Source organism: Vreelandella stevensii S18214 (assembly GCF_000275725.1).
Taxonomy (GTDB): domain Bacteria; phylum Pseudomonadota; class Gammaproteobacteria; order Pseudomonadales; family Halomonadaceae; genus Vreelandella; species Vreelandella stevensii.
The window spans coordinates 86,633-104,568 of sequence record NZ_AJTS01000015.1 but is presented as its reverse complement, the minus strand read 5'-3'; the positions used below and the strand labels follow the sequence as shown (position 1 = coordinate 104,568).

General features: G+C 59.4%; 15 protein-coding genes and 4 tRNA genes. 6 read left to right on the top strand and 13 right to left on the bottom strand.

Annotated elements, in window-relative coordinates:
- Positions 1–68: 68 nt before the first annotated feature.
- The 4 genes from nei to HSS18214_RS0102870 are packed head-to-tail and all read right to left on the bottom strand — an operon-like array spanning position 69 to position 3,550.
- On the bottom strand, positions 69–899 hold the full coding sequence (nei, locus tag HSS18214_RS0102885) for an endonuclease VIII (protein ID WP_016913803.1): 831 nt from the start codon (positions 897–899) through the stop codon (positions 69–71).
- A gap of 3 nt (positions 900–902) precedes the next feature.
- The gene (uvrB, locus tag HSS18214_RS0102880; RefSeq protein WP_016913802.1) at positions 903–2,927 is read right to left on the bottom strand and encodes an excinuclease ABC subunit UvrB; all 2,025 of its coding nucleotides are present in this window, start codon (positions 2,925–2,927) and stop codon (positions 903–905) included.
- Between the two features lie 17 nt (positions 2,928–2,944).
- The gene (locus HSS18214_RS0102875; RefSeq protein ID WP_016913801.1) at positions 2,945–3,352 is read right to left on the bottom strand and encodes an OsmC family protein; all 408 of its coding nucleotides are present in this window, start codon (positions 3,350–3,352) and stop codon (positions 2,945–2,947) included.
- On the bottom strand, positions 3,353–3,550 hold the full coding sequence (locus tag HSS18214_RS0102870) for a hypothetical protein (protein WP_016913800.1): 198 nt from the start codon (positions 3,548–3,550) through the stop codon (positions 3,353–3,355).
- A gap of 217 nt (positions 3,551–3,767) precedes the next feature.
- Here HSS18214_RS0102870 and ygfZ point away from each other — a divergent pair, with 217 nt between their 5' ends.
- Positions 3,768–4,718, top strand: coding sequence for a CAF17-like 4Fe-4S cluster assembly/insertion protein YgfZ (gene ygfZ / locus HSS18214_RS0102865; RefSeq protein WP_016913799.1), 951 nt, complete (start codon positions 3,768–3,770; stop codon positions 4,716–4,718).
- 17 nt (positions 4,719–4,735) lie between these two features.
- Here the strand turns inward: ygfZ and HSS18214_RS0102860 are convergent, their stop codons facing one another.
- The 4 genes from HSS18214_RS0102860 to HSS18214_RS0102845 form a co-directional block, all read right to left on the bottom strand.
- On the bottom strand, positions 4,736–5,509 hold the full coding sequence (locus HSS18214_RS0102860) for a TatD family hydrolase (RefSeq protein WP_016913798.1): 774 nt from the start codon (positions 5,507–5,509) through the stop codon (positions 4,736–4,738).
- 46 nt (positions 5,510–5,555) lie between these two features.
- Positions 5,556–7,145: a peptide chain release factor 3 gene (locus HSS18214_RS0102855; protein WP_016913797.1), complete on the bottom strand. Its 1,590-nt coding sequence runs from the start codon at positions 7,143–7,145 to the stop codon at positions 5,556–5,558.
- A 164-nt stretch (positions 7,146–7,309) separates the two neighbouring features.
- Complete coding sequence (locus tag HSS18214_RS0102850) at positions 7,310–7,519, bottom strand: putative motility protein (protein ID WP_016913796.1); 210 nt, start codon at positions 7,517–7,519, stop codon at positions 7,310–7,312.
- 87 nt (positions 7,520–7,606) lie between these two features.
- Complete coding sequence (locus HSS18214_RS0102845; protein WP_016913795.1) at positions 7,607–8,848, bottom strand: NAD(P)/FAD-dependent oxidoreductase; 1,242 nt, start codon at positions 8,846–8,848, stop codon at positions 7,607–7,609.
- Between the two features lie 347 nt (positions 8,849–9,195).
- On the opposite strand from HSS18214_RS0102845, the gene amt reads away from it, so the two are divergent.
- Complete coding sequence (gene amt / locus HSS18214_RS0102840; RefSeq protein ID WP_016913794.1) at positions 9,196–12,570, top strand: ammonium transporter; 3,375 nt, start codon at positions 9,196–9,198, stop codon at positions 12,568–12,570.
- Positions 12,571–12,664: 94 nt separating this feature from the next.
- Here the strand turns inward: amt and HSS18214_RS0102835 are convergent.
- The 4 genes from HSS18214_RS0102835 to HSS18214_RS0102820 all read right to left on the bottom strand — a co-directional run bounded on the left by HSS18214_RS0102835 (position 12,665) and on the right by HSS18214_RS0102820 (position 13,153).
- Positions 12,665–12,739: transfer RNA gene (locus HSS18214_RS0102835), tRNA-His, on the bottom strand.
- A gap of 32 nt (positions 12,740–12,771) precedes the next feature.
- Positions 12,772–12,846 (bottom strand) — tRNA-His (locus tag HSS18214_RS0102830).
- 57 nt (positions 12,847–12,903) lie between these two features.
- A tRNA-Arg gene (locus HSS18214_RS0102825) sits at positions 12,904–12,980 on the bottom strand.
- 96 nt (positions 12,981–13,076) lie between these two features.
- Positions 13,077–13,153 (bottom strand) — tRNA-Pro (locus tag HSS18214_RS0102820).
- 205 nt (positions 13,154–13,358) lie between these two features.
- Between HSS18214_RS0102820 and folD the strand changes: the two genes are divergently transcribed.
- Together folD and mtnN are read left to right on the top strand one after the other, a co-directional pair.
- Positions 13,359–14,219: a bifunctional methylenetetrahydrofolate dehydrogenase/methenyltetrahydrofolate cyclohydrolase FolD gene (gene folD / locus HSS18214_RS0102815; RefSeq protein WP_016913793.1), complete on the top strand. Its 861-nt coding sequence runs from the start codon at positions 13,359–13,361 to the stop codon at positions 14,217–14,219.
- A gap of 48 nt (positions 14,220–14,267) precedes the next feature.
- Positions 14,268–14,975, top strand: a complete 708-nt coding sequence (gene mtnN / locus HSS18214_RS0102810; protein ID WP_016913792.1) for a 5'-methylthioadenosine/S-adenosylhomocysteine nucleosidase — start codon at positions 14,268–14,270, stop codon at positions 14,973–14,975.
- A 42-nt stretch (positions 14,976–15,017) separates the two neighbouring features.
- Here the strand turns inward: mtnN and pyrC are convergent, their stop codons facing one another.
- Positions 15,018–16,055: a dihydroorotase gene (gene pyrC / locus HSS18214_RS0102805; protein WP_016913791.1), complete on the bottom strand. Its 1,038-nt coding sequence runs from the start codon at positions 16,053–16,055 to the stop codon at positions 15,018–15,020.
- A 150-nt stretch (positions 16,056–16,205) separates the two neighbouring features.
- On the opposite strand from pyrC, the gene HSS18214_RS0102800 reads away from it, so the two are divergent.
- Both HSS18214_RS0102800 and HSS18214_RS0102795 read left to right on the top strand, forming a co-directional pair.
- Positions 16,206–16,622, top strand: a complete 417-nt coding sequence (locus HSS18214_RS0102800; protein ID WP_016913790.1) for a hypothetical protein — start codon at positions 16,206–16,208, stop codon at positions 16,620–16,622.
- A gap of 6 nt (positions 16,623–16,628) precedes the next feature.
- Positions 16,629–17,900 carry an ATP-binding protein gene (locus HSS18214_RS0102795; RefSeq protein WP_016913789.1) on the top strand — a complete coding sequence of 424 codons (1,272 nt, stop codon included), beginning with the start codon at positions 16,629–16,631 and terminating at the stop codon, positions 17,898–17,900.
- Positions 17,901–17,936: the final 36 nt, after the last annotated feature.

The following is a 17,936-nucleotide window of genomic DNA, read 5'->3' as shown; positions in this document are numbered from 1 at the left end:
CCCACGCTACCGCTCCGAGCGTAAGGCTTTGGTCTGACAAATCTTCAACAGGCAGGATAACGGTATAACTATGCAGAAGAGGCTTTCTGACAACCCGGACACCGATATAACCGCCGGGAGCCGACCATGCTGCGTTCGATGACATCGCCACAGCGATGGCAACTGAGGCCAGCCCGCTCGAATACTGCAAAACGCCACTGCCTGCGAGGCTCCCCTGAGGCCACCGCCTGGGATATCCACTCGGGCAGGTTGGTGACGCCCGCCTGCAGATAGGCCTGCCGGGTGATCTCGACGATATTTTCGGCCAGTAACGCGAGCTGCGTATCGTTCAGCTCAGCAGGCCGCTGGCGGGGATGCAACTGGGCGAAAAACAGAATTTCCGAGCGCAGGTAGTTACCCAGCCCTGCCACCAGACTCTGATCCAGCAGCAGTGCCCCCAGGCTACGCCGCCGAAAAGCAGGCAACAGCAAGCGCTGCCTGACCTGCGCGGGGGTAACCCGCTCGCTCAACAGATCAGGGCCAAGCCGAGACAAGAACGGGTGTTGAGGCAGGTGCTCTTCATGCCACAAGGAAACATCCGAGGCGCTGTAAAGACTGGCAGACCTTCCCTCCGCGGTCAGCCGGACACGCAACGAGCGCTGGGTACTGGGCGGCCTGTCCTCGGCATGCAGTTTCCAGACGCCATAGAGCTGATTGTGTGAATAGAGCACACGCTGATCGGCAAAGCGAATCAGCATCGCCTTGCCACGGGTATCCACCGCCTGCACGTTGACGCCAATGAGCGATGCCGCCTGCGGGGCCAGCTCCGGAAACGCAAACCACACGTCTTCCAGCGTCTTCTCCGCGAGCTGCTTCTCGATACGATCCGCGGCACGCCGGATTTCAGGGCCTTCAGGCATCGCCTACCCCAGCGCCAGCTGCTGTTCTTTCATGCGGTGCACCTGATCACGCAATCTCGCCGCCTCTTCGAACTCCAGGTTCTGGGCGGCCTCGAACATGGCGTCTTCCAGCTTGCTGATGGCCGCCAGCAGGTCTTGGCGACTCATGGACGCCACGTCATAGCTACCCTCAGGCTCGGCCACCTTGCGCTCGTTGCCACGACGACGGGAGCTCTTCTTGCCGGGCGTTTGGGCGGCTTCGAGAATGTCGGCCACCGAACGCGTCACGGTGGTCGGCGTGATGCCATGCTCTTCATTATGGGCCATCTGCTTGGCGCGGCGGCGCTCGGTTTCATCGATGGCCTTGCGCATCGAGTCGGTAATCCGGTCACCGTAGAGAATCGCTTTACCGTTGGCGTTACGCGCCGCGCGGCCAATGGTCTGGATCAACGAACGCTCGGCACGCAGGAAACCTTCCTTGTCTGCATCCAGAATGGCGACCAGCGACACTTCCGGAATATCCAGCCCTTCGCGCAACAGGTTGATCCCCACCAGCACATCGAACTTGCCCAGCCGTAGATCGCGGATGATTTCCACCCGCTCGACAGTGTCGATATCGGAGTGCAGGTAGCGCACCCGAATATCGTGTTCGTCGAGATAGTCGGTCAAATCCTCGGCCATACGTTTGGTCAGCGTGGTCACCAGCACGCGCTCGCCCACCGCGGTGCGCAAGCCGATTTCGGATAGCAGGTCGTCGACCTGGGTGCTGGCAGGGCGCACTTCGATTTGCGGGTCGAGCAGCCCCGTGGGGCGCACCACCTGCTCGACCACCTGACCGGCATGCTCTGCCTCATAAGGCCCCGGGGTAGCCGAGACGAAAATCGTTTGCGGCGAAATCGACTCCCACTCTTCGAACTTCATCGGCCGGTTGTCCAGCGCGGAAGGCAGGCGGAAGCCGTACTCCACCAGCGTCTCCTTGCGGGAGCGGTCACCTTTGTACATGCCACCCACCTGGGGCACGCTGACGTGGGACTCATCGATGAAGAGCAGCGCATCGTCGGGCAGGTAATCGAAAAATGTCGGCGGCGGCTCGCCAGGGGCACGGCCAGACAAGTAGCGCGAGTAGTTTTCGATGCCGTTGCAGTAACCCAGCTCCAGCATCATTTCGATGTCGTAGAGAGTGCGCTGTTCCAGGCGCTGGGCTTCCACCAGCCGTTCATGCTTTCTCAGCCACTCGAGCCGCTCTTTCAACTCTCCCTTGATGGCATCGATGGCCTCCAGGATGGTTTCCCTGGGAGTGACATAGTGCGACTTCGGGTAGATCGTCATGCGCGGTACCTGGCCACGTATATCCCCCGTCAGCGGGTCAAACAGGCGAATGGAGTCGATCTCGTCGTCGAAGAGTTCGACACGCACAGCCTCTTCATCGGCATCCGCCGGAAAGATATCGATCACATCGCCTCGCACACGGTAGGTGCCGCGACGAAAGTCCATGTCGTTGCGCGTGTACTGCAGCTCCGCCAATCGGCGCAAGAAGGCACGCTGATCGATCAGCTCGCCGCGGGTAAAGTGCAGGCGCATTTTCAGATACTGGTCCGGATCACCCAGACCATAGATCGCCGATACCGACACGACGATCAAGGCGTCACGCCTTTCCAGTAGCGCCTTGGTGGCAGACAGCCGCATCTGCTCGATGTGATCATTGATCGAGGCATCTTTTTCAATGAACGTGTCCGAGGAAGGCACGTACGCTTCCGGCTGATAGTAGTCGTAGTAGGAGACGAAATATTCGACGGCGTTGTCGGGAAAGAACGACTTGAATTCGCCGTACAGCTGAGCCGCCAGCGTCTTGTTGGGCGCCATGACGATGGTCGGCCGCTGTAGTTGCTGCACCACGTTGGCCATAGTGAAGGTCTTGCCGGAGCCGGTCACGCCCAGCAGCGTCTGGTGGGCCAGGCCCGACTCCAGGCCGTTTACCAGGCTGCGGATCGCGGTGGGCTGATCGCCCGCAGGCTTGAATTTTGACTGCAGACGAAATTCCTTGCTCATCATGGCTCCTGGGGTGGTCACTCGGTGCGAGTGGTGATCTCGATGGTGGCCTGGGTCATCAACCGCTGAATGGGGCATTTGTGGCTGATCTCTTCCAGCTTGGCTTTCTGCTCAGGGTCGCTGATACCGTGCAGTTCGAGCTGAACGGCCAGCCGATAAACGCCCTTCTTTTCATCCTGGTCGTCTCGCTGCACCGTGACCGTAATGCCTTCCAGCGGCCACTGCTTGCGCTTGGCATACATTTGTACGGTAATGGCCTTGCAGGTTCCCAAGGCAATGTCGAAATAGTCGTGAGGGTCCGGCGCGCTTTCATCGCCACCCACCACCGCGGGTACGTCTGCGTAGAGGTCTTCCAGGCCATTGACCTCGATACGCTGACGAAACGCCCGGTTGCGCTCACTGATCACTACGATAGGCGGATGCATTCACGACACCTTGATGGGTAGTTTGAGCTGTTCGACCGCCTTGATCAGCGCGTCGCGCTTGGCGCGTCCTTCCACTTCGGCGCCATGACGCCCTACTTCGGCGCTGTCCACCCCATCCAGCATCATCAATGCCGTGGTGATCTTGTTCACCTGATCAGCGTTGGAAACCCCTTGAAAACTGAGTGATTGCACTGCCATGCGCTGCCCTTTTATGTGTTAATGAGTCTTGTTAAGTATATGCTAGCGGGATCGATCGGCGATACGACGCAAAAATTCTTGTGCAAGACCGATACGCGGAATTGAAGTTTAGCACGCGCAAGTGCGCTTGCAATTGCAGCCCACTGCCCGCACCTAGCGTAACCTATTGCCGCGCCTTTCACTTCATGTCGCGCAGCTTTCATCTTCAGGAGAGACCATGGCCACCGCCGAGACTCACCCCTTCACCGGTACCGTTTATTTGACGCACCTGGCAGCGCTGGACGTCACGGGTCCTGATGCCGAAAAATTTCTTCAGGGGCAAACCAGCGCCCAGGTCGGCCTCGCCAATGGACACTTCGCCCCTCTGACGTGCTTTTGCACCCCCAAAGGGCGCATGCTGGCCAATGCCCAGCTGCTGCGCCTGGCGCCACAGCACTATCGGCTGGTTCTCGACGCCTCGCTGGCCGAATCTCTGGCCAACCATTTGAAAAAGTTTGCCGCTTTCTACAAGACCGAGCTGACGATTGCCACATCCGTAACGTTCGTGGGCAGCAGCGCCCCGAACGCCTCGCTACTGGAGCAGACAGGCGTGACGTTGCCCGATCAGGCCTATACGCATCATACCAGCCCCTTGGGCACCGCCCTGCGTATGCCAGGCACTCCTCGCTGGCTGCTGATGCTGGAAGAGACACCCCCAGAGGAGGCTTCGCAAGAGACGCTACAGCAAGCCTGGCAGTTGGCGGATATCCGTAGCGGCCTCGCCTGGTTGACGGCGGCACAGCAGGATCACTTCCTGCCACAAATGCTCAACTGGGAAGCACTGGGCGGCATCAGCTTCAAAAAGGGCTGCTATACCGGGCAAGAAGTCGTCGCTCGGGCGCACTTTCGCGGCCAGGTCAAAAAACGCCTGGTGCATGCGCACCTCAGCGCCAGCGCATTACCCCAGATAGGCGACAGCCTGGTAGATAAGGAAGGGAAAGCCCTGGGTGAAGTCGTCAACAGCGCGTTCAGTGACGAGCAGCAGGTAGAGCTGCTGGCGGTTATGAATACCAAAGTGGCGGAGGAGCAGATCTCCGTCTACTGGCAAGCGCAGCCAGTGAGCCTGCACGCGCTGCCTTACCCCGTCGAGCGCCTGGACCCTGAAGCGCTAGCGGCTCAATTGAGCTGACACCAGCGGGGCAGCACTCACAGGCCGAAAATACGTGCAGCGTTGGCACTGCTCAGCGCTGCGACGTGTTCCAGCGATTGCTGACGCAGCTTAGCCACCTGCTCAGCGACGTGCTTCACGCGCGAAGGTTCATTGCGCTGCCCTTGGAAGCCACTCAGCGGCATATCGGGGCTATCGGTTTCCAGCACGAACCCGTCATCCGGCAATGTGGCCACCACACGATGCAGGCGCTGAGCACGAGCGTAGGTGACGGCGCCTCCCAGCCCCAGTACAAACCCCGCATCCAGAAACCTTGCGGCCTGCTGGTAGGAACCGGCAAAGGCATGGATCATGCCGGGCCTCGCCAGTGACCGCTGATGAAGCCGCTTGGCCACGTCATCGTTGGCCTTCACACAGTGCACGACGGGGGGAAGCTGGCAACGGCTCGCGATACCGAGCTGGGCATCGAAATATTCCCACTGCGGCGAGAGACTCTCGCTGAAGCGGCCATCGATACCACACTCGCCAATCGCCACCAGGGCGGTTTCCGGGCAGGCCAACTGCTGCTTGACCAGCGCCTCCAGCGCCGCCAGGTCATCGGTGTGATGCTGGGCAATGAAATAGGGGTGAAGCCCGAGGCAGATGCTGACCCCTTCGCTCTCGCCCAGCGCCAGCACATTCTGCCAGCGCTGGCGCACCGTGGCAGCCACGATGAAACCCGTGACGCCCACGGCCCTGGCTGCGGCGATGACGGCCTTTCGGTCTTCATCGAACTCCGCGGCATCCAGGTGGCAGTGGGCGTCAATGAGCATGGCAAGCGCTCTCGTTTGGGTAGGCCTCTTGAGGCGAGTCTTGAGATTAGTGCTCTCGGGTCGGCTGGAAACGGATATCCGGCCAGCGCTCCTGGGTCATTTGCAGATTGACCCGGGTCGGGGCGATATAGGTCAGGTAGCCGCCGCCGTCGATCGCCAGGTTGGCACTTGCCTTGCGCTTGAACTCTTCCAGCATCTTCGCATCGTCACAATAGACCCAGCGAGCCGTCTGCACGTTGACACCTTCGTAGAGACAATCGACCTTGTACTCTTCCTTCAAGCGGTGTGCGACGACGTCGAACTGCAGCGTACCTACTGCGCCAAGAATCAGGTCATTGTTATCCACCGGCATGAAGACCTGAGTAGCTCCTTCTTCCGATAGCTGCTGCAGGCCTTTCTGCAGTGCTTTCATCTTCAGCGGGTCTTTCAGGCGCACGCGCTTGAAGAGCTCCGGCGCGAAGTGCGGGATGCCCATGAAGCGCATGTCTTCACCCACGGTAAAGGTGTCACCAATCTGAATGGTGCCGTGGTTGTGCAAGCCGATGATATCGCCGGGCCAGGCCTCCTCCACGTGGGAGCGGTCCGAGGCCATGAAGGTCAGCGCATCGGCAATCTTGACGTCCTTGCCAATGCGCACATGGCGCATCTTCATGTTCTTTTCATACTTGCCGGAACACACCCGCAGAAAGGCAATGCGGTCACGGTGGTTCGGGTCCATGTTGGCCTGGATCTTGAAAACGAAGCCGGTAAAGCGATCGTCCTTGGCCGTGACTTCTCGAGTATCGGTCTCGCGGGGCTGCGGCGATGGCGCGTACTCGACGAAGCCGTCGAGCATTTCACGCACGCCGAAGTTACCCATGGCGGTACCGAAATAGACCGGGGTCAGCTCGCCACGACGATAGGCTTCCAGGTCGAACTCATGGGAAGCGCCGCGCACCAGATCGACTTCCATGCGCAGCTCTTCGGCCTGCTCTTCGCCCAGAATGGCATCCACCTCTGGGTTATCCAACCCTTCGATACGCTTGTCGTCAGGGATACGGCTGCCCTGCCCCTGGGTATAGAGATGAATCACATCGTTGTAGAGATGATAGACACCCTTGAAGTGCCGCCCCATGCCAATGGGCCAGGTCATCGGAGCACACTGAATGTTGAGCACCGTCTCCACTTCATCCATGACTTCGATGGGGTCACGAATATCGCGGTCCATCTTGTTCACGAAGGTGAGGATGGGCGTAGTACGCAGCCGGCACACTTCCATCAATTTGATGGTGCGATCTTCGACACCCTTGGCCCCATCGATGACCATCAGTGCAGAGTCGACGGCGGTCAAGGTGCGGTACGTGTCTTCAGAAAAGTCCTCGTGCCCAGGGGTATCCAGCAGGTTGACGATTCGCCCGCCGTAGGGGAACTGCATGACCGACGTGGTCACCGAGATGCCCCGCTCCTGCTCCATCTTCATCCAGTCGGACGTCGCGTGGCGATCATTGCGCTTGCTTTTCACCGAACCGGCCATCTGAATGGCGTTTCCGAACAGCAGCATTTTTTCGGTGATGGTCGTTTTACCGGCGTCAGGGTGGGAAATAATGGCAAAGGTGCGGCGTAGCTCTGCTTCGCGCGCTAATTGAGCGTCAGACATGGAGTTCTCTAAATAGGGGGACTGCGTAATAACCAAAAAAGCGCCAGACCAGTGGCGGGGTGCGCCTATGGTAACGCAACTCCCTGCCTGCGGCATACCAAAGCAAAAAACGCCGACAAGGTCGGCGTTTGGGTATTGATTGAGAAAGGCGTTGTTCCAGCGGATTAAGCGAAGGTATTGATTTGCGTACCGACGCTACCTTCCTGAGCAAGCTCGGGCTGCGCTGCCGAATCCGCCGACGCCAATACTTCCGTGACCTGATCGGCTTGCTGCTCCAGCGCATCTCTGAACATTTGCATCTGCGCCTGTTCCACGGTTTGCGCCTGATTCATGTAAAGCGCCGTGCTCACCGTATTACTGACCGCGACATCCATTGCGGAACCTCCATCTAGCGGAATTTCATCTACAGCCTAGCAAACATCCCTTCCGGGTGCCAAACAAACCGGAACGCCACCTGACATCTAGAAGCGGTCCGCGCGGAACGGTGCCATATCGATGGCTGTCGGTTTATTCTCCATCATGTCAGCCAGCAGTTGGCCGGTAGCAGGCCCCAGCGTAAAGCCCTGGTGGCCGTGACCGAATGCCAGCCACAAGCCCGGATGGCGTGGCGCCGGGCCAATCACCGGTTTCATGTCCGGCAGACAAGGACGCGCGCCCTTCCAGGCACGCTCGCCCTTGCGATCGGCCAGCGGAAAAATGGTCCGCGCCACGCTCTCTGCCGCCCCTAGCTGCTCTTCATCGGCCGGCGATTCCAGGCGATCCAGCTCCGCCCCCGTGGTCAGCCGCACGCCAGCGTTCATGGGCGCCAGCAGGTAGCCGACTTCTGCATCCATCAGCCAATAATGCAGCCTGGTGTCCGGTTGCGTGGCGTAGTGCATATGGTAGCCACGCTTGACGAACGTCGGGAAGTGGTAGCCCAGCGACTTCATCCACTCTCCCGCCCAAGGGCCCAGTGCCATCACCACATCATCTGCCGTGAAGGTATCGGTGGCGGTGGTCACCTGCCACTGCGCCCCCTGCTGACTGACGTCGGTGATGTCCGCTTGTACCAGCTGGCCACCCAAAGCAACGAACGACTCGGCGTAGGCCGCTACCAGACCACCGGGGTCAGCAACGGTCCAGGGGTCCAGCCAATGAATAGCTCCAATGATCTGCTCTCCCAGCTGGGGCTCTTTTTCGGCAACCCCTTGGCGGTCGAGCACCGCAAACTGCACACCATAGAGATCGCGGGCTTCCTCTGCTTCCTTGACACGCTTGGCCAGCTTCTCGGGGGTTCGATAGATTTCCAGCCAACCCTCGCGACGTACCAGCGCATCGGCACCTGCCGCTTCGATCATCGGCGCGTGGGCGTCGAGACACAGCTGGATCAGCGAGGCGTACTCCGGGACGATCTTCTTGTAGAGCCGCGACGACGAATGATGCCAATAACTGAGCAGCGGAGAGGCCGCCTTGATCATGCCGGTGGGCCGATAGCGAATATCGACACGACGGTTGGGCAGCACACTCAAGATGGTTTTCATATCGCGCGGGAACGGATAGGGGCGCACGGCCTCACGCTGGATGATGCCCGCGTTGCCAAACGAGGTTTCACGGCCGGGCTGACGACGATCGATCAGCGTCACCTGATAACCGCGCTTTTGCAGCTGCCAGGCAATACTGACGCCCACCATCCCTGCCCCTAAAACCACTGTTTGACGCGCCATTTTGATGCACTCCTTTCCGAAAGATGATGGTGCTACCAGACCCTCCCCGGCAGCACTTCAGTAAATTGAAAAATATCACCATTCAAAGAGTAATTGCACAGTCATAAATACCGTTTTTTACCTAAATTTCAGTTTTTAATCACGTAAAAAACCAAAATAAGGAGGAGTTCACTAGCCACGGCATGACATTTGCTTGATTCACATTAGCAGTGCTGCAAGCGTTCGTCACGGCGACGGGGATTCCCGCTCCCTTTACCCAACAGTGACGCATTTACCCACCCCCGAAGCACCAATGCAGTGCACACCCTGCACCAGGCAGCGACAAAAGCACCAACAAGGACCCGCACATGGCAATGATTCTGGAGACCAGGCTTCTCGATACCTTATGGGTGCTGTGGGCCGCCGCCATGGTGTTCGTCATGCAAGCGGGTTTCCTGTGCCTGGAGGCAGGCACTACCCGCACCAAGAATGCCATTAACGTCGCCATGAAAAACCTGGCCGACTTTGCGGTTTCGGTGACGGTTTTCTGGCTGATCGGCTTTGGCATGATGTTCGGTGTTTCCCAAGGGGGTTGGTTGGGGCTGTCGTTATTCGGCTGGGAGATGGAGGCCAGCAACGCCTGGCTGATGACCGTGTTCATCTTTCAAGCCATGTTCTGCGCCACCGCAGCCACTATCGTGGCGGGCGCAGTGGCTGAACGCATGCCTTTCCTGGGCTACCTATGGACAGCCTTCTGGATAGCACTATTGATCTACCCAGTGTTTGGCCACTGGGCGTGGGGGGGCTTACTCGGTGGCACGCCTGGCTGGCTGGCCGCTCGTGGGTTCGTCGACTTTGCCGGAGCCACGGTAGTGCATAGCGTGGGCGGCTGGGTGGCCCTGGCCGCCGTTCTGGTGATTGGCCCCCGCACCGGGCGCTTTCGCGACGGCGTTAACGCCAACCCTTTTCCAGCGGGCAACCTGCCGCTGGCCATGCTGGGCGCACTGTTCATGATTTTGGGCTGGTTTGGCTTCAATGGTGGCAGCACCCTGGCATTGACTAGTGCCATTCCTGGCATTATCGCCAACACCCTGCTGGGCGCGACAGGCGGCATTCTATCGGCCATGTTGATGGGCTGGCGTATTCGTCGTTATGCCGACGTCATGTATGCGATCAACGGTGCCATTGCAGGTCTGGTCGCGGTCACGGCAGGTGCTCACGCCCTGTCGCTGCACGCTGCGTTCATGCTGGGCAGCGTTAGCGGCGTACTGATGGTGGCCGCCAGTGAGTGGCTGCTCAAAAAACGCGTCGATGATGCCGTAGGCGCCATTCCCGCCCACCTTGTCACCGGCATCTGGGGCACGCTGGCACTGCCCTGGGTGGCTAACCTGGAAGCGCTGGGCACCTCGCTGAGCCGCTGGGAGCAGTTTCATGTTCAGCTCATGGGGGTGATTGTGTGCGGCGCATGGAGCTTTGGCATCGCTTGGCTACTGCTAAAGCTGAGCAAGCGTCTCATGCCTCTGCGAGTTTCACCCGATGCCGAAAAGATGGGACTCAACCTGGCGGAACATGGCGCCAAGAATGAGCTGCATCAGCTCCTCGAACACATGCGCCAACATGAACGCCAGGGCGACATGCGCCAGCGTATCGACGCCGACCCGTTTACCGAGGTAGGGGAAATCGCTGCCAGCTACAATCGAGTATCCGCCGCCCTGGAGCGCGCCGTAGGCCACACCCGCGTCATGCTGCGTAACCTGCGTGACGGCGTCTTGACCTGGCAGGCAGATGGCACGCTTACCAGCCTCAACCCTGGCGCCGAGGCCTTGTTCGGCGTACAAGCCCAACAGCTCATTGGGCAGCCCATCAGCACGCTGTTACCCCGCCGCTCCTTGACGCCTGGCACACGGTTGGAAATCAAGCGACGCACCGAAGACCAACAGGTACGCTATCTCGAAATTCAGGTCAGCGAGGGGGCTGAGGGGTCACACTCGGAACGTTCAGGCATGGTGCGCGACATCACCGAGCGCAAACTGCTGCAGGAGCAGCTGAATCGAGAGCGCGATCTTGCCCGCACCACGCTCGCCTCCATTGGCGACGGGGTGATCACCTGCGATGCCAGTGGCAACATTACCTTCATGAACAGCGAAGCGCAGCGCTTGACCGGCTGGGACGCCAGCGAAGCCTCGAACAAACCGATTCACCGTATCTATCAGCTGCGTGACGAACATAGCGACGAACCAATCAACAATCCCGCCCGCCATGTCCTGACCCAGCATCGTCCACTTCAATACACCGACCCCAGCATGCTGCTGCACCGCAATGGCAAGCGCTACCCGATCCAGCACAGCGCATCGCCTATTCGCTCGCGCAGCGGCATCACCCTGGGTGCTGTCGTGGTCTTTCAGGATGTCAGCCTGACGCGCAAGCTCTCCGAACAGCTCAGCTATCAGGCCTCCCACGACAACTTGACCGAACTGGTCAATCGCCGCGCCTTCGAATCGCTGCTCGGCAAACTACTGGCACAGCCGGGAGGCGACCACACGCTTTGCTACCTGGACCTGGATCAGTTCAAGATCGTCAATGACACCTGCGGCCACCAGGCAGGTGATGAGCTGCTTCGTCAGGTGGCGCGCAAGCTGAAAGCGCATGTCCGCAGTAGCGATACCGTGGCGCGCCTGGGGGGCGATGAGTTTGCGCTGCTGCTGCCCGACTGCTCGTTGGAAAAGGCCCAACTAATTTGCGAAGCGCTACGCAGCGATATAGAGCAGTTCCGCTTTGCCTGGCAGGAGCACACCTTCGGCATCGGTGTCAGCATTGGGCTCGTCGCCATTACCTCAGCCCACCCCATGCGCCTTGCCGACACGCTGCATGCGGCCGACGCGGCTTGCTACAGCGCCAAGGAGGCAGGCCGCAACCGGATCCACTGCTACCAGCCCGACGACCAGCTGCTGCTGGAAAGACACGGGGAACTGCAGTGGGTACAGCGCTTGCAAAATGCTCTGGACAACGACACTTTCCGCCTGTTTGCACAGCCAATCTACCCTGTGTGCGCCCCTCACAAGGGATATCAGGAGATTTTGATACGCTTGGAAGAGCATGGTCAGCTGATTACCCCCGGCAGCTTTTTACCCGCCGCCGAACGCTACCATTTCATGCCGCGCATCGACCGCTGGGTCATTCGCAACACGCTGGCCTGGCTAAGTGACCGCTGCCGCAGTGCCGAACCCGATATCGTTGGTCGCTGGGGGATCAACCTGTCTGGCGATTCATTGTCCGACAGCGATTTCTGTCATGAGCTGATTCGCCAGGTACGCGCCGCCAAATTACCCCCTGGCACTCTGTGCTTCGAGATCACCGAAAGCGCTGCCATCGCGCAGCTCTCGAAAGTCAGCGAGCTGATTCAAACCTTGAAGTCGATGGGCTGCCATTTTGCGCTGGATGATTTTGGAACCGGCCTGTCGTCGTTTGGCTATCTCAAACAGCTATCGGTCGACTATCTCAAGATTGATGGCCGCTTCATCCGCAATCTGCACCAGGACCCCATTGATTGCGCCATGGTGGAAGCTATTCACGCCGTGGGCAAGGCCCTGCATATTGAAACGGTGGCTGAATTCGTGGAAACGCAGGAAACCCTGGATAAGCTACACGAACTGGGCATCGACTATGCGCAAGGCTATCTTTTGGGCACACCCATGGAAATAACACGCGCGGAGGGAAGTAACATCAAAGTCATGCCAAGATAATCGTGCCACAGTAGGCGACGAAGGATAGGCGGATGATTGAAAACAACGAGAAGAGTAGAACGAGAATTTCGAGGAAGAAACATGATCAGGTTAATGGGGTGGATGATGGGGATCGAACCCACGACCACCGGAGCCACAATCCGGGGCTCTACCACTGAGCTACACCCACCACAACCTGGATACTGCAGAACGTTTTGTCGATGGGGTGGATGATGGGGATCGAACCCACGACCACCGGAGCCACAATCCGGGGCTCTACCACTGAGCTACACCCACCATGACAAAACAGATGCTTGATAATAACGACAGGAGAATACGATTTCGCATTCTTGATGGCACGCCCAGCAGGACTCGAACCCGCAACCTACGGCTTAGAAGGCCGTTGCTCTATCCGGTTGAGCTATGGGCGCACATAATGTATCCAAAGATACCGATGAGCACTTGACCACAACCAAAGCCTGGAAAGCAGTGTTACTTTTAACTTCAAGTAATCGGCTTCAAGTAAATGGTCGGGATGGAGGGATTCGAACCCCCGACATCCTGCTCCCAAAGCAGGCGCGCTACCAGACTGCGCTACATCCCGATACTTGCCTTGAACGCTGCTGCGTGTCCCGTCTCAAGCGAGGCATATATTACTATTTCTGATTCTAAAGTCAACACTTAAAGCGTTTGATTCGATCGATGCTTTGCCTGACCGCCCGGCCATGCGAAAATTGCACAGCCGAATTGCTCGCTTGCCGAGCCATATCTTTTGTTCGCTTCTCCATTTTCAATAGGGATCTCACTACATGACCGCCCAACTCATCGATGGTAAAGCCATCGCCGCTCATGTCCGTCAACGCGTTGCCGCCCGCATTCAGGCACGTCAGCAGGAAGGTGTGCGTGCGCCCGGACTAGCCGTGGTCGTGGTCGGCGAGGACCCAGCCTCACATGTCTATGTCAATAACAAGCACCGCGCCTGTGAGCAGGCAGGCATTCTCTCTTTCCAACACGCCCTGCCCTCGGATACCTCACAATCCGCCCTCGAAGCGCTGGTAGACGAACTCAACGCCGACCCCAGCGTCGACGGCATCCTGGTGCAGCTCCCTTTGCCGGCACATCTCGATGCCGGCCCCATTCTGGAGCGCATCCGGCCCGACAAGGACGTAGATGGCTTCCACCCCTACAACCTTGGCCGCCTGGCCCAGCGGCTGCCTTCTCTACGCCCCTGCACACCCAAGGGCATCATGACCCTGCTGACGCAAAGCGGCATTGCCGTACGCGGCATGGATGCCACGGTCGTCGGCGCCTCCAATATCGTCGGTCGCCCCATGGCGCTAGAACTTATGCTGGCAGGCTGCACAACGACGGTCTGCCACCGTTTTACACGCGACCTGGCAAGCCACGTCAGCCGTGCAGACCTGGTGGTGGTCGCCGTCGGAAAACCGGGTATCGTGAAGGGTGAATGGATCAAACCCGGCGCGGTCGTCATCGATGTGGGCATCAACCGCCAGGACGATGGCCGTCTGATTGGCGACGTGGACTTTACCGCAGCGGTCGAGCGCGCCAGCTACATTACTCCCGTGCCCGGCGGCGTAGGCCCCATGACGGTAGCCACTCTGCTCGAAAACACGCTGGAAGCCGCTGAGCGACACGATCAGCAGCATTGAACCCGGCAACGAACGCCTTATCCCCACCGACCCGCGGAGAATATCACGGTGCAACGTATTGGTATCATTGGCGCCATGGCGCAAGAAGTGAACATTCTGGCGAGCCAACTGGCGAGCGCTGAGCGTGCCGAGCATGCAGGCTTCGTGTTTCATACCGGCACGCTGCATGGCCTGGAGGTGGTCATTCTCCAATCCGGCATCGGCAAGGTGAACGCCGCTGTGGGAACCGCCATTCTGCTGGAACGCTACCAGCCAGACGCCATCATCAACACCGGGTCTGCAGGCGGGTTTGCCACAGACCTGGCCATTGGTGATGTGATCATTTCGGACGAAGTGCGCCACCATGACGTAGATGCCACGGTCTTTGGCTATGCCCTGGGACAGGTGCCCGGCATGCCCGAGGCTTACCCGGCCAGCGAACACCTGCGCAGCGTGGCACGCAGCGCCATTGCAGCCCTGGGCGAAGTGACGGTGCGAGAAGGCATGGTCGCCACCGGCGATTCATTCATGGCCGACCCGGAGCGGGTAGCCAGGACCCGCGCCCAGTTCCCCACCATGCTGGCGGTCGAGATGGAGGGTGCCGCCATTGCCCAGACCTGTCATCTGTATGGCTGCCCCTTCGTGGTGATTCGCGCCCTGTCCGACATCCCGGGCAGCGGTGACAACCACCTCTCTTTCGAGCAGTTCCTCGAAGTGGCCGCCGACCACTCTTCACGCATGGTCAACCAGATGCTGTCGAAGCTGGCCAGCGAATGACTCTGAAACCCCCATCGCCGCCAGGCGATGGGGACTGACCTCTTACGCCTCCATCTGCCACGCCAGGGTTTCACCCGCCTGCAAAGGCACGATGGTCTGCCCTGCGGTATAAGGGTAGCTTTCCGGCAGTTGCCAATCACGGCGCACCAACGTAATCGTGTCGCCATTGGGCGCCAGCCCATAAAAACGCGGCCCATTCAGGCTGGCAAAGGCCTCCAGCTTGTCCAGTGCCCCAACCGACTCGAACGCCATGGCGTAAAGCTCGATAGCGGCAGGTGCCGTATAGGCGCCGGCGCAGCCACAGCTTGACTCCTTATCACCCTTGGCGTGAGGAGCACTGTCGGTTCCCAGGAAGAATTTCGCACTGCCGCTGGTGGCCGCTTTCAACAGCGCTTGACGATGCTGCTCACGTTTCAGGATTGGCAGGCAGTAGTAGTGAGGACGAATGCCCCCGGCCAGCATCTGGTTACGATTGAACAATAGGTGGTGAGCGGTGATGGTCGCTGCGACATTGTCCGACGCGTCAGCGACGAATTCAGCGGCCTGCTGCGTCGTAATGTGTTCGAACACGACCTTCAACGTCGGGTGACGAGCCAACAGAGGCTTCATGACGCGCTCGATGAACACGGCTTCACGGTCGAAGATGTCGATATCATGGTCGGTCACTTCGCCATGGACCAGCAACGGCATTCCCAGCCGCGCCATGGTGGCAATGGCCGCGTCGCAATGAGCGATATTGGTGACGCCGGAAGCCGAGTTGGTCGTTGCCCCCGCCGGATAGAGCTTGACCGCTTTGACCACACCGCTGGCGACAGCCCGTTCGATCTCTTCTGCGGGCGTCGTATCGGTGAGGTATAGCACCATCAGCGGCTCGAACGCACTACCCGCCGGCAAGGCCGCCAGGATACGTTCACGATAGGCCATGGCCTGCTCGGTCGTGGTCACCGGCGGTTTGAGGTTGGGCATGATGATGGCCCGCCCCATCTGGGCTGCGGTATGGCCTACCACCGCATTCAGCGCCTCGTCGTCGCGAAGGTGAAGGTGCCAATCGTCGGGGCGAGTGATCGTGATAGCGTCCACGGCAAGTCCTGTCTTGAAAGTGAAAGAGGGGTGTCACGGCTGCACAGTATACCCAATCGCCCCGCGGGATAAATCTGCACACGACCCCCACAGGCCCAGCCAAGTGTCGTATCATGACGCCACGTTGTAAGACCAAGGATGCTGTTGTTTATGCAGAACGTACGACGCTATGCGGATGTCATTGCCAGCATAGAGGGGTTGGTGTGGCTAGGCCTTGCCTGGTCGATCTCCATTTCCATGTATCAACAAAGTACCGAGCCGACGCTGGCCATGTTGTTCGTGGTAGGCGCGCTGCTGCTGTTCAGTTGGGCACACCGACCGCTGCGCTACCTGCTGATGCGTTACCATATCCGCAAGCGGCGCACCGACATGTGGATGCATACCCTGGCCCTGCCCCTGTTGCTGGCCATGTTTTTCCATATCCTGCTGGAAACGCTGTTGGGGAGTGCCTGGCTGCCACCCAAGATATTGCTGTTCAACCTGCTGGCATCGGCGGGTTGGTTAACCTTCGTCATGACGCTATTCATCAAGTTCGTGATTCATAGCGTCAAGACATCGAACAAGTAATCGTCCATGGCTACCGCCCTGCCCCTACCGCTCTCCACGCCCAACCGCAATCTGGTCCGGCTGACCATCGTCCGGGGGATTACCTGGACGGGCTTTCTGATGGCGATCATCGTCGGCATCGAGCTGCTGGCGTTCAATCTGCCGGTCACGGCGGTGGTCAGCGTAGTCATTGCCATGGGCATGCTGAACATTGCCACCTGGTGGCGGCTGGGCCGCCCCAGGGCGGTCACCCATATCGAGTATCTGGCCCACCTGCTGGCAGACATTACCGGCCTGACGCTGCTGTTCTATTTTTCCGGGGGGTCTACCAACCCTTTCATCACCTACTACCTGGTGCCGGTGACCATTGCCGCTGCCACGCTGCCGTGGCGACATGCCTGGATCATTGCTGCCTGTGCCATGGGCGGCTATACCTTCCTGATGTTTTTCTACCACCCCATTCCGCAGCTAGGTCATATCAGCAGTGACGGCCCTTTAAGCCTGCACGTGCTGGGCATGTGGCTCAATTTTGGCCTGTCGGCAGGGCTCGTGACTTTTTTCATCTACAAGATGGCCCATGCCCTACGCAGCCGCGACAAGGCACTGTCACGCACCCGGGAAGCCGCGCTACGCAACGAGCAGGTGCTGGCAGTGGCCACTCAGGCCGCTGGCACCGCCCATGAGCTGGGCACGCCGCTGTCGACCATGGCCGTGCTGTTGAAGGAGATGCAGACCGATGTAGCGCAAGGCTCTGCGCTCGCCGATGACATCGCACTGCTGCGTCAGCAGGTGGATATCTGCAAATCCCGGCTGCAGCACCTGGTCAACAACGCCGACCGACGCCGCATGGCCGAACCGGAAATCCTCGATGCCGAGATATGGCTGGCCGGCGTGGTTCAGCGCTGGCTGGTGATTCGTCCTGACGTCAACCACCATTTCGACGTGGCCGAGCGGCGGGGACGGCCGTGGATTGCCGTGGACGCCACCCTCGATCAGGCGCTCACCAACCTGCTCAACAACGCCGCCGACGCCAACCCCGAGCACATCGCCATTCGCCTGGATTGGCACGAGGAAAGCGTCGTGATCGATATCCGCGACCATGGCCCCGGTATCGCCATGTCGATTGCCGACCAGCTGGGTGACACCTTCGTGTCGACCAAGAGCAAGGGAATGGGCATCGGGCTTTTTTTGACGCACGCCACGATCAATCGGTTTGGTGGCGGTGTCAGCCTGTATAATCACCCGGAAGGGGGAACACTGACGGAAGTGACGCTGCCACGCTGCTCCGCACCGGGCTAGCCTGCCATCAGTGCCAAGTCAGACCATCGAGGATGC